Annotated in this window: 11 protein-coding genes; 8 read left to right on the forward strand and 3 right to left on the reverse strand. The window is 63.0% G+C overall.

The window, feature by feature from the left end:
* Nucleotides 1-55: 55 nt before the first annotated feature.
* The 6 genes from AC6H4Z_RS17565 (at nt 56) to AC6H4Z_RS17590 (ending at nt 7,053) form a co-directional block, all read left to right on the forward strand.
* Nucleotides 56-1,408 carry an NHL repeat-containing protein gene (locus AC6H4Z_RS17565; RefSeq protein WP_497543262.1) on the forward strand — a complete coding sequence of 451 codons (1,353 nt, stop codon included), beginning with the start codon at nt 56-58 and terminating at the stop codon, nt 1,406-1,408.
* Nucleotides 1,405-2,586 carry an NHL repeat-containing protein gene (locus AC6H4Z_RS17570; RefSeq protein WP_497543263.1) on the forward strand — a complete coding sequence of 394 codons (1,182 nt, stop codon included), beginning with the start codon at nt 1,405-1,407 and terminating at the stop codon, nt 2,584-2,586. The genes AC6H4Z_RS17565 and AC6H4Z_RS17570 overlap by 4 nt, the downstream gene beginning before the upstream one ends.
* Nucleotides 2,587-2,589: 3 nt before the next feature.
* The gene (locus AC6H4Z_RS17575; RefSeq protein WP_497543264.1) at nt 2,590-4,005 is read left to right on the forward strand and encodes an ATP-binding protein; all 1,416 of its coding nucleotides are present in this window, start codon (nt 2,590-2,592) and stop codon (nt 4,003-4,005) included.
* Entirely contained in the window at nt 4,002-5,663 is a 1,662-nt protein-coding gene (locus AC6H4Z_RS17580) for an NAD(P)/FAD-dependent oxidoreductase (protein ID WP_497543265.1), read from the forward strand. Before AC6H4Z_RS17575 ends, AC6H4Z_RS17580 begins: the two co-directional genes overlap by 4 nt.
* Nucleotides 5,664-5,771: 108 nt before the next feature.
* Entirely contained in the window at nt 5,772-6,293 is a 522-nt protein-coding gene (locus AC6H4Z_RS17585; protein WP_497543266.1) for a sigma-70 family RNA polymerase sigma factor, read from the forward strand.
* A gap of 1 nt (nt 6,294) precedes the next feature.
* Nucleotides 6,295-7,053, forward strand: coding sequence for an anti-sigma factor family protein (locus AC6H4Z_RS17590; protein WP_497543267.1), 759 nt, complete (start codon nt 6,295-6,297; stop codon nt 7,051-7,053).
* On the opposite strand, the gene AC6H4Z_RS17595 is transcribed toward AC6H4Z_RS17590, so the two are convergent.
* The 3 genes from AC6H4Z_RS17595 to AC6H4Z_RS17605 all read right to left on the reverse strand — a co-directional run bounded on the left by AC6H4Z_RS17595 (nt 7,037) and on the right by AC6H4Z_RS17605 (nt 10,718).
* A complete protein-coding gene (locus AC6H4Z_RS17595) occupies nt 7,037-8,389 on the reverse strand; it encodes a metallophosphoesterase (RefSeq protein WP_497543268.1) in 1,353 nt (450 codons plus the stop codon). The two genes, AC6H4Z_RS17590 and AC6H4Z_RS17595, sit on opposite strands and share 17 nt — an antisense overlap.
* An 81-nt stretch (nt 8,390-8,470) precedes the next feature.
* A complete protein-coding gene (locus AC6H4Z_RS17600) occupies nt 8,471-8,899 on the reverse strand; it encodes a hypothetical protein (RefSeq protein WP_497543269.1) in 429 nt (142 codons plus the stop codon).
* A 106-nt stretch (nt 8,900-9,005) separates the two neighbouring features.
* Entirely contained in the window at nt 9,006-10,718 is a 1,713-nt protein-coding gene (locus AC6H4Z_RS17605) for a M1 family metallopeptidase (RefSeq protein WP_497543270.1), read from the reverse strand.
* A gap of 191 nt (nt 10,719-10,909) precedes the next feature.
* Between AC6H4Z_RS17605 and AC6H4Z_RS17610 the strand changes: the two genes are divergently transcribed.
* Nucleotides 10,910-11,671 (forward strand): energy transducer TonB, encoded by a 762-nt coding sequence (locus AC6H4Z_RS17610; protein ID WP_497543271.1) that lies wholly within the window; start codon nt 10,910-10,912, stop codon nt 11,669-11,671.
* Between the two features lie 64 nt (nt 11,672-11,735).
* Entirely contained in the window at nt 11,736-12,281 is a 546-nt protein-coding gene (locus AC6H4Z_RS17615; RefSeq protein WP_497543272.1) for a hypothetical protein, read from the forward strand.
* Nucleotides 12,282-12,285: the final 4 nt, after the last annotated feature.

Here is a 12,285-nt window from a genome sequence, read left to right on the forward strand (position 1 = left end):
CGCCGAAAACGTGTGACACGCGGGGACGAGTTCCGACCGCTACAGGAGAGATGCGATGAATCGGTGGCGAAAGCTGCTGTTTGGAGCGACAGGGGGACTCGCGGCGGCCAGTTCGGCGTTCGCTCAGGCAAAGCCGGCGGCGGCCAAGGCCGCAGCGGCGACGGGGCCAAAATTCGAAGTCGAAATGCTCTGGCCCAAGCCAATGCCGAACCGATGGATCCTGGGCTCCGTGGTCGGAGTCGCGGTGGATGCGCGCGACCACATTTTCGTTCTGAGCAATCCCGACTTCTTCAACGCTCGCACGGAAATCGGGTCGGGCACAAACCCGCCGACGAGCGAATGCTGCACCGGCGCCCCCGCCGTTCTCGAGTATGACGCGGCTGGTACGGTCGTCGGTCACTGGGGCGGTCCGGGCGACGGCTACGACTGGCCAACGACGCCGAGTGGCATTGCGATCGATCCAAAGGGCGACGTCTGGATCGGCGGCAGCGGCGGCAGTGACACGCGCCTATTGAAGTTTTCTCATGATGGAAAGTTCATTATGCAGGTCGGCAAGGCGGTGACCGCGGTCGCGTCGGCGGCTCCATCGGGCGCGGCTGCTCCTGACACGGCGTACGCTGGCGTGAGTCGCGGTGCAGCCGCCGCAGCGGGCGGCGGTCGTGCAGCCGGTGGCCGTGCTGGTGGACGCGGGGGTCGCGGCCGTGGCGGTGCTCCTGCACTTCCGCCGAACAACGCGAGTCTCGAGACATTTGGCGGGCCAACGAACATTTCGTTCGACGCCAATTCCAACGAGGCATTCGTCGCCGACGGCTCGCGCAATCGTCGCGTCGCGGTGATCGACATGACCACCGGCGCGATCAAGCGTGTGTGGGGCGCGAACGGCAACAAGCCCGACGACGCAAAGCCGGCTGCTTATTCCGCGAGTGCTCCGTCCGCGGCGCAGTTCGGCTTTGTAGCATGCGCCGATGTGAGCAAGGACGGCATGGTGTATGTCTGCGACCGCTCGAACGACCGAATCCAGGTCTTCAAGAAGGACGGTTCGTTCGTGAAGGAAAAGGCAGTCGGCTCCGCCACGCTCGGCGACGGCTCAGTGTGGGACGTCGCGTTCTCCGCTGATCCGGCGCAGAAGTATCTGTACGTCGCGGACGGCATGAACATGAGAATCTGGGTACTCGATCGCGCCACGCTCGAAGTGATCTCCACGCTCGGCGACGGCGGGCGGCAGCCTGGCGAGTTCTACGCGGTTCACAGCATCGCGACCGACTCCAAGGGCAACATCTACACGGGCGAAACGTACGAGGGCAAGCGCGTGCAGAAGTTCACATTCAAGGGCATTGGTGCCGTCGTCCCGAACGCTGGCGCTGCGTGGCCGCGTGCGGCCGCCAAAGCGGGGAGCGCGAAGCCATGACTCGTAACGGTTATATCGTTCGCATCTCGGCGCTCTTGGTTGCCATCGGTGCGCTAGCGATTGGACAGCGAGCGCTGGAGGCGAGCGCTCGAATTCATAACGTGACGGCACCGCGCTTCGAGGTCGATCCACAGTGGCCCAAGCCGTTGCCGAACCACTGGGTGCTCGGCAACGTCATTGGCGTTGGCGTCGATGATCGCGACCATGTCTTCATCGTGCATCGCAACGACACGTTCGATTCGACCGCCGAGATTGGCGCGGTCGCGAACCCAAAGCTGAGTGAGTGTTGCGTCCCTGCTCCGCCGGTGCTCGAGTTCGATCCTGCGGGCAATATGGTTGCGGCGTGGGGCGGTCCGCCGGCCGACAAGCAGTACGTCTGGCCGCTGTCGAATCACGGCGTCGCAGTGGACAACAAGGGTAACGTGTGGATCGGCGGCAACGGCGCGGGCGATTCACATATTCTCAAGTTCACGCACGACGGCCACTTCCTGCAGCAGATCGGAGTTCCCGGTCAGCCGACCGCGAGTAACGACACGACGCACTTCGGTCGCGTCGCCAAGATCACCTTCGATCTCAAAGCGAACGAAGCATTCGTCGCTGACGGCTACGGCAACAAGCGCGTCGCCGTGCTCGACATGAACACGGGGCGCATCAAGCGCTTCTGGGGCGCGTACGGCCACGTACCGTCCGACTCGAACCTCGGCCCGTACAACCCCGACGCCCCGCTCGCACAGCAGTTCCGGAATCCAGTGCACTGCGCGGAGCCGAGCAACGACGGATTGGTGTACGTGTGCGACCGCGTGAACGATCGCATTCAGGTCTTCGAGAAGAGCGGCAAGTTCGTGAAGGAGAAGATCATCAAGCCGGCCACGCGCGGCGACGGCTCGGTATGGGATATCGCCTTCTCGAAGGACCCAGCGCAGAAATACATCTTCCTCGCCGACGGCAAGAACGAGAAGGTGTACGTGATGGATCGCCAGTCGCTCGAGATCCTTACGCAGTTCGGCGACGGCGGACGTCAGCCCGGCATGTGGTTCGCCGTGCACAGCATCGCGACCGATTCCAAGGGCAACATCTACACGGCCGAGACGTACGAAGGCAAGCGCCTGCAGAAGTTCAGTTACAAGGGCATCACCTCCGTTCCGCAGGAGCAGGGCGTCGTCTGGCCCAAGCCGTAGTCGATGGAGTCTGAGAGTTTACTCGAACGCCTCGCGTCGCACCGCATGTTGAGTGCGGTGCCGCGCGAGGAACTCGAGTGGGTCGTTCGCCACGGCGAGCTGCGACGTGCAGCGGCCGGCGACGTCATCAACTCGAAAGCGATGGGTCCGGTCCCCGGCCTGATGATCGTACTGTCTGGCCACATCGCGATCTACGTCGACCGCGGCGCGGGCCCACAGCGAATGCTCGCGTGGAACGCAGGCGACATCAGCGGCATGCTGCCGTATTCCCGGATGAAGGCGTCGCCGGGAAACATGATCGCTGAAGAGCCGTCAGAGTGGTGCTTCGTCTCGCGAGATTGTCTGCAGGAAATGACGCGCGAGTGCCACGAGATCACGACGATCCTGGTACACGTCATGGTCGATCGCGCGCGCGAGTTCAGCCACACTGAATCGCAGAACGAGCGCATGGTTTCGCTCGGGAAACTCGCCGCTGGACTGTCGCACGAGTTGAACAACCCCGCGTCGGCGGTCGCACGCAGCGCTCGGCTCCTCGGCGACCATCTCGCGGGCATCGAGCAAAGCTCTCGTGAACTCGGCCAAGCTGCGCTCTCCACTGCCGAACTCGAAGCAATCGAAGCCACGCGCGCCGCGGCCACGGCGGCGTTGAGTCGCGTTCGGTCACCCATCGAGGAAGCGACACACGAGAGCGAACTCTCGGATTGGCTGGCCGATCATGGCTTGGCCGAGTCCACGGCCGATTCGCTCGCCGGCTCGGCGATCACCATCGATGCGCTCGATGAATTGGCGCGGGCAATCGACCCGGCCAAACTCGACGCGGCGGTTCGCTGGATCGCCGAAGGAAGCACCGTGCGCCGCATGGCCAAGGAAATCGAGCAGGCGGGAACACGAATTTCAGAGCTCGTTGGGCAGGTAAAGAAGTTTGCACGGATGGATCAGGCGCTGCTCGCAGAACCGGTGAGTCTCGCCGAAGGGCTGACCGCGACGCTCGCGATTCTTCGAGACAAGGCGCAGTCGAAATCGGTGAGCGTATCGGTATCGATCGATCCGAACCTTCCTGCGGTTCGCGGCTTTGCCGGCGAGTTGAATCAGATCTGGGTCAACCTGATCGACAACGCGCTCGATGCAGTGAGTGAAGCGGGTCGAGTCGACGTGACGGCAAAACACGAACAGGGGTCGGTCGTGGTGCGCGTCGTCGACGACGGTCCAGGAATTCCGCCCGAGCTGCGCGAGCGAATCTTCGAGGCGTTTTTCACCACGAAGCCGGTTGGTTCGGGACTCGGACTCGGACTCGACGCGGTTCGCCGGCTCGTGCGTCACAATGATGGAGTCATCAAAGTGTTGTCGGATCCTGGTCGCACACAGTTTGAAGTCACACTCCCGCTCGTCGACGTTCGGCGCGACGGAGTCACGCGATGAGTAAACCAGTCATTCTCGTCGTCGACGATGATCCGCAGGTGCTCGCAGCGGTGCGACGCGACGTGCGCACGCGCTATCGCGAGACGTACACGGTGATGGGAGCCAACTCCGGGCACGAAGCTCTGTCGACTGTGCGCGAGCTGAAGGCGCGAGGCGACGCGGTGGCGCTCATCGTCAGCGACCAACGCATGCCCGGCATGCTCGGCGTCGAACTGTTGGCTGAGGCGCGCACGATCTATCCGATCGCGCGACGCGTGCTGTTGACCGCGTACTCCGACATCGACGCAGCGGTACGCGCGATCAATGAAGCGCACCTCGATCACTATCTGTCAAAGCCGTGGGATCCGCCGGAAGAGCATCTTTTCCCCGTGCTCGACGAACAGCTCGACGACTGGCAGGGGGCGCGTCCGCGCGAGCACGCCGGCCTTCGGCTCGTGGGCCATCAGTGGTCGCCGCGCTCGCACGCGGTGAAAGATTTTCTCGCGAGCAACCTCATTCCCTACGAGTGGCTCGACGCGTCGCGCGACGAAAGCGCACGCACGCTGCTCGATGCTGGCGGCGTGCTCCCGGCGGAATTGCCCGCGCTGTTTCTCGAGAGCGGTGAGGTGCTGCGAAACCCGTCGCTGGTCGAGGTGGCCCAGAGCCTCGGTCGCCCGACGACGGCGACGCACGACCTCTATGATCTCGTCATCGTCGGTGCGGGACCAGCGGGACTCGCCGCGGCGGTCTATGCGTCGTCCGAGGGACTGCGCACTCTCTTGCTCGATCGACACTCGCCGGGCGGACAGGCGGGAACAAGCTCGCGCATCGAGAACTACCTCGGCTTTCCGACTGGAGTGAGCGGCAGCGAGCTCACACGTCGCGCCGTGGCGCAAGCCACGCGACTCGGCGCCGAGTTCATCACGCCGGTGGAAGTCGTCAGCCTGGCGATCGAGGGCGGTTACAAGAAGCTGAAGCTGAGCGACGGGCGCGAGATTGTCGCGAAAGCGATGGTCGCGACGACCGGCATGGTATATCGCGAACACGAGGCGCACGGCGTTCCGGAGCATGCCGGAGCTGGCGTGTACTACGGAGCCGCAACGACCGAAGCCACAGCATGCAAGGACAAGCGCGTGCTGGTCATTGGCGGCGGGAATTCCGCTGGTCAGGCGGCGATGCACCTGTCGCGTTATGCGAGCGAAGTGCACATCGCGGTTCGGCGCGAAGGGCTCGAGGACACGATGTCGCGGTACCTGATCGACCAGATCGCGGCGACGCCGAACATTCAGCTTCGGCCGCGCACTGAGTTGGAGCGCGTCGAGGGAACCGAACGACTCGAACGCGTCGTGCTCAAGTCGGTACACGATGAATCGACCGCGGTCGAGGAAATGCACGCGGTGTTCGTCTTCATCGGTACGCGTCCGCACAGCGAATGGCTGCCGGCAGAAGTGCTGCGCGACGCCAAGGGGTTCGTGGTGACCGGGCGCGAGGCGCTGTCCTGCGAGGGCTTCGCGCGCACGTGGAAGGAAGCGCGCGAGCCGCTTCCGCTCGAGACGACATCCCCTGGTGTATTCGCCGCGGGCGATCTTCGCGCCGGCGCGATGAACCGCGTGGCGTCGGCCGTGGGCGAGGGCGCCATGGCGGTCCGGCTCGTGCACGAATATCTGGCGCTGACATAGGGCAGCGCGAATTCGGGGAACTCGGGAATAAACCGGATCGTTGGTGAGTTTGGTCTTAGGCAGCCGGGGATCCAATCCCGGCAGCAGCCTGGATCCAGCGACCATTTCATGGCACAAGCGGACGTCGAACGGTTCGAGCGCATCGTCCTGCCCTACTTGGACGATGCGTACACTCTAGCTCGCTATCTCCTTCGCGACGAGCACGACGCGCAAGACGTCGTGCAGGACGCGGCGTTGCGCGCGCTTCGGCACTTCGACGGATTTCGCGAAGGTGACGCGCGCGCGTGGCTGTTGTCGATCGTTCGCAACTGCTGCCACACGTGGCATCGCCGCCGCAAGTCAAATCAGCGCGAGTTACCGATCGATCATGTGCAGCCGATTGCCAGCGACGCGGATCCCACCGACGGCGCGGCGATCGAAGCATCCGACCGCGCCGCAATCAATCGCGCGGTCGGCACGCTGCCGGAGGAATTCCGCGAGGTCATCGTGCTGCGCGAAATCGAGGAGTTGTCGTACAAGGAGATCAGCGATGTCGTCGGCGTCCCGATCGGCACCGTGATGTCGCGCCTCGCGCGCGCGCGAAAACGTCTCGCCCAGCTGCTGCGCCAGGGCGAGCAGGAGGCAAGCTGACATGCAGTGCACAGACTGCCTCGAGAAAATCGACGCGTACGTGGATAACGAGCTCTCGCCCGATGAAGCGCGCAACGTAGATCAACATCTGGCGTCGTGCTCCGACTGTGCCCGCGCTCATGCGGAGCTCGTGTCGCTCAGCCGTTCGCTCAAGGAGGGACTCGTGCGATATCGCGCGCCTGACGTTCTCAAAGCAAGAATCCGAAGCGCGGTTCTGGCTGAACCGGCCCGCGTTCCGAAGATCGCACTCGCGACGTCGCGGATGCGGCTGGCCGCCGGTGCGGTGTTGGTGGCGGCGTTCAGCAGCGCGGCTACGCTGGCAGTGGTCAATGCGCGGACCGCGCGTCCGGCGGTCGAGGCGGAAGTCGTGGCGAGCCATATTCGCTCGTTGATTCCCGGACATCTCACCGATGTCGTCTCGACGAATCAGCACAACGTGAAGCCGTGGTTCAACGGCCGAGTCGATCTGTCACCCGCGGTACCGAGCCTCGACTCGGCGGGGTTTCCACTCGTAGGCGGGCGCGTCGACTATGTGGGCGGCAGAGTGGTTCCTGTCACCGTGTATTCGCGACGGCAGCACATGATCAATGTCTACGCCTGGCCAGTCGATGACGCACATGCAGCCGCGCCGCAGCACTTCGCCGAACGCGGCTACCATGTCGTGCGATGGACCTCCGGTGGCATCGAGCTCTGGGCGGTATCGGACCTCAACGCACCAGAGCTCGATCAGTTCGTCGAACGCTTCAACGCGTCACGATGATCTGTCCCTGCATCTTCGGGTGGAGCGAGCAGAAGTAGTCGTAGGTCCCCTCGCGATCGAGCTTGGTGGAGAAACGCTGATCGGTGTCGAGAACGCCTGACTGCTTGAACTGACCGCGCGCGCTGACGATGAGGTGCGGAACGTCGTCGTTGTTGACCCACGTGACGGTGGTCCCGGCGCTCACAGTGAGTGGCGACGGTGCGAAGCGGAAGTTGTCGATGCCAATCTCATTCGGACCAAGCGGCACGGCCGAGCGCTCGGCGCGTCGACGACTCATGGCGTCGTGAGCTGCCGCTTCGAATGCCGGCGCTTCTCCTGATAACGTGGCATCGACGATCGCGAGTGAAGAACGACCTGGAATGAAGGTGACGTTGGCAATTCCAAGAACGCTCTTTAGTCGCTCTGAATCCACTTTCATTGGGCCAGGTGCCGGGGCAGTACCTGGAGCCGGCTGCGGAAACGCGGTCGACATGGCGGTGTGAAATGACATGTGCCCTTCGATCTTCTGCATGATCTGATGAATGTGGCCATTCAGCACCGTGACCGATCCGAAGCGCTTGAGCAGTGCGAGTGCCTGCTCTGAATCGTCGGTCCCCCAGCCCCATTCGGGATAGACGGTCCAGAGCGGCACGTGCGCGAACAGGACGATGGGCGTGCTGCTTGGCAGCTCTGCCACATCCTTCTTGAACCACGCGAGTTGATCGGCTCCGAGCGAACCAAGGCCGCCCGCTTTGAGATTGAGCACGTTGACGAGCCCGACGAAGTGCACGCCGCTATGGTCGAAGCTGTACCAGCCGCCACCCTGTGTGCCCGCGCCATAGCGTCGTAGGTAGTCCGCGCCATTGTCGGTTGCGACGTCGTGTTCGCCAGGAACGTAGAACACGCGATCGGTGCGAACTGATTTGAGAATTTGATTCGCGGTGTCGAACTCCTCGGGCTTGGCGAGCTGCGTGATGTCGCCCGTGTGCAGCACGAAGGCCGGCCGTTCCGGCAGCGCATTCAATTTGTCGACGGCATTCTGCAGCGTCGCAGCAACGTCCTTGTTGGCTTCCTTGTTGAAGCCGATGTGACTGTCGCTGATCTGTGCGAAGAACACGCTCTTACGCTGCGCGTCACTCAGAAATGGCAAACGATTGAGCGGAACGGATGCCGGCACGCCGCCGTGCAGCGTCCACACCATTCCGGTTCCTGCCCACGCCATGCAGCGAAGAAACCCGCGACGATCGATTCCGTCGGCGGTGGCTTCTTCATTCTCGTTGATGTAGTTGCCGGCCGATGGCCGGGTTGTCGCCTTGGCGTCGAATCGTTCGACGTCGCGGTCGCGATGTTTTGACATTCGGAGCCTCCTGGATTCATGAGGAGACTCCGTAACGCGACGATCTATTCCCGGACGCCCGACTTCGGCACTGATGCCGCACTAGGGCCGTGCAGCTTCTCCTCGTGGTGCGACTGTCGGCTTTCCGCCGATCTTCACACCAGCGTCCGATTTCCCGAGTAACCACGCGACCGCGTCGGCCTCGGTGTCGAACAATCGCATTTCGCGTCCGACGACCCGAGCAACCATCTCGGCGAGGAAGCGTTTGAGGCCTGTGATACCGATCAGCGCGAGCTTGTCGATATACGGCTTGGTGCGGGCAGAGCTCTGTTTGAACAGCTCGACCGCTGCGGACGACGCAGTCGTGTCGCTCAGATCCGCGATCGCCAGGACCGATCCCTGTGGCTGGCGACATACTTCGCGATCCGCCGCTTGGACCTCGGCGCGCAGCGCCGCCGTGTCGTTCTTGAAGCCGGAATAGTTCAGATACATGACGCGACGGCCGCCGCGTTCGATCCAGGCTGATTGCACGCTCGACTCCTTACGACTGAACGTGGGACATACGGACCCAGTTCAAAGGATCGTCAGTCGGAGCGAGTGTGATCTACGGCTGTAACGTTTCGTATCAGGCCATCGGCTACTCCCCGACGCGCTTTGGATTCACATAGAAGTTGACATCGACTTTGAACTCGGCTGGATTGGTCAGCTTCGCGGTTTTCCAGTTCGCAGTGGGGCGAATGAGCGTATAGTCGCGACCATCTAGCGCGACCTTCAGCGGCATGTCGAAGCCAGGCACGACGTCCGTCCATCGATACGACAGTGAGTCGCCCGTGATCTTGTACTCGAACGTCGGGACCATCGTCGTGCGCAGATACTGATCGAAGACCTTGGACAGGTTCACGCGCGCCTGGGCGCTGATGTAGTCCTCGACCTGTTTGCCCATGACTGTCTGGTGCCAGAACGTCTTGTTCAGCCCCATGAGAATGCCGCGCCACTTCGCGTCGTCGCCGACGATCTGACGAATGGTGTGCAGCATCTCGCCGCCCTTCGGGTACATGTCGCCGGAGCCCTGGTCATTCACGTCGTACGCGGGAATGATCGGGCGGTCGTTGCGAATGCCGCGGCGATTTCCGACGATGTACTGCGCGCCCGCCTCCTTCCCGAATTGGCACTCCGTGTAGATGCCCTCGGCGTAGTTGGCGAAGCTCTCGTGCACCCACATGTCGGCGTTGTCCTTCGCCGTGATATTGTTGCCCCACCACTCGTGCGCGCTCTCATGGACGATGATGAAGTCCCACTTGAGGCCGAGTCCGGTGCCGGAACCGTCGCGCTTGCGATAGCCGTTCTGATACCAGTTCCCATATGAGACGGCGCTCTGGTGCTCCATGCCCGTGTTCGGCACTTCGAGGAGCTTGTAGCCGTCCTCGTACCATGGGTACGGCCCGAACCAGTGTTCGAAGCATTCCATCATTGATCGCGCTTGCGGCCACTGCCGATGCGCGTTCTCGAGATTGTAGTCGAGCGGCCAGAAGTCCATCGTCAGCTTGCCCTTCAAGCCGTCGTATGTCTCGGTGTAGTGCGCGTAGGTTCCGCCAGCGACGGCAATCGCATAGTTGTTGATTGGGTTGACCACGAACCACTCGTAGGTCGTCGTGCCGTTCGCATTGTGCGTCGTCTTTCGCAGGCGCCCGTTTGACACATCCATCATCGGATCAGGAAGCGTGAGCGCGACGCGTTGACTATCGGGCTCGTCGGCCTGCGTGTCCTTGTTCGGCCACCATACCGACGCACCCATTCCCTGATCGGTCGTCACGACCCATGGGCGGCCGAGGCTGTCCTTGGCCCAGCTGAAACCGCCCTGCCAGGGCGGATTCTTGGCGATCTGTGGATGGCCGTGATAGTACACTCGAATGGTCTTTCGATCGCCGGTCTTCTGCGGGGACGCGAGCGTCGCGAAGAACGCGGCGCCGTCGCGGCGAAACTTCACGGCGCGTCCGTCCTGAATCATGCTATCGACTTCGAGCGGCTCCATGAGATCGATCTGCATCTCCGTGGCCGGCTTGAGAACGCGATAGGTGATGCCGTTGTAGCCAGCAATGCTGCTGTCTTTCGGATTGATCGAGACGTGCAGGTCGTAGAAGCTCGCATCCCACCATGCGCGCCCCGGCGTATTGAACGATCCGCGCAGGGTGTCGGCATGCGAGGACTTGGGTGTGTAGTTCGTGCGCGGACCCAACGCGTTCGATTTTGGAAACTGCGGATTCGTTGGGTTCTGCGAGGCGAGAAACGCGGCATCGCCAAGCGACAGCGCAACGAACATCACGACGGCGAACGGAAAGACTCGGCGCATGAGCAGTTCCTCGAGTATTGAGTCGTTTGAGCGACGTCCGTGAATCTACGCCGGGCCCGCTTGAAACGCTCGTCGACCCCGCTGTGCCACCGCCTGAGGCCCGCGATCTCGACGGGAGAAGCCTTGGCCTGCATTCGTCGCGGCGCGGCGCGTGCCTATTCAGCCAGCGTAGGCCATTCGGGTAGTCGTATATGTTGCATCCATTCATCAGTACCCGGCCGGCTCGTACCGGTCGTTCACGCGCGCTGCTCCTCAGCATCGTCGCCCACCTCGTGGTCATCATCGTCGTCCTGGCGCCGAAGGCAAAGACATCGGCCTCCGCGGGCGACATCCGACGCGGCACACGTGCGAGCGAGCATGTGCAATTCATAAAGGTCGCCGCCGAGCCAGCGCCGGTGGCGCAGGCGCCAAGACCGGCACGTCGGACGGCGGCCGTGAATCCGAAGCTCGTGCAGACCGCGGCCGCGGTCATACCGCACGTCGCGCCGGTCTCGATCGATCTGTCGTCCGTGATCGACGCCGGGCCGCCGCTGCCCAACGTGGACCTTACGAGCAAAATCACGGATTCGCTCGACTTCAAATCGCCTCCAAAGGCAGACGTTGGCGGCGACGGTCTCGGGCGCGGCAACGACGGCGGACTTTCGAGTTCTGGTATCTACACCGCCGACCTCGTCGAGAAGATCGTGATGCCCTACCCCGACAATCCGCGGCCGGTGTACCCGCCGTCGATGCTGTCGGCGGGGATCGAGACGGCGTTCGTCGTGCGGTTCGTCGTCGACACCACCGGGCGAGTGGATGACCACTCGCTCAAGTTTCCATCGTCGGCGGGACGTCTGTTCGTCGATGCGGTGCAGCGCGTGCTGCTCAGGTCACGCTATCGGCCGGCGGAATTGGGTGGACGTCGCGTAGCGCAGTTGGTCGAGCAGCAGTTCACGTTCAAGATCGCCCGCTGAACCGTCGTTGACCTTTCTGCCGCGCGCCCCTGGCTCAGGGGCGCGCGGCGTTTATCATTTGTGAATGGGGCCTTCTGAGCACGAAGTCGAGCGCGGCTTGCCACCGGCGCTGGCCGGACTCGTTGCCGCTGTCGCCGGCATGGGCACATACTACGCGGCGTTTACCCTCATCAAGGATCGAGTCTCTCGTCGCCTAGCGGTCGGCCATCAAGTCTCCAATGCTGACACACGCTGGCTGATCGTCGCACCAATCGGTCTCGCTGTACTCGCCACCGTCGGTATCTATTGGCTGGCGACACGCTGGGAGAAAGCGAACGTCGCGGAGCGGAGCAGTCGTCGAGCCACGTCGGAGCCGCGGGCCACATCGGTGCCGCCGCCGCCGACCGAGCCGCCATCCACCGCCAGCGGTGTGAAAACCGTGTTCTGGTTTATCGTACTCGCGTGTGGCGCTGTTGGCGGAGCCATCTCGGGATTCTTCGCGCAGAGTTCTGGCCCAATCGCCGTGGTTGTTGCAGGCGGCGTTGGAATGCTCTACGGGATGGGACTCGGACTCGTTCCTGCCGTTCCATCGGCGCTCATCATCGGGATCATCGAACGCCGTCGCAGGTAGCTAA

Source organism: Leucogemmata humicola (assembly GCF_055379415.1).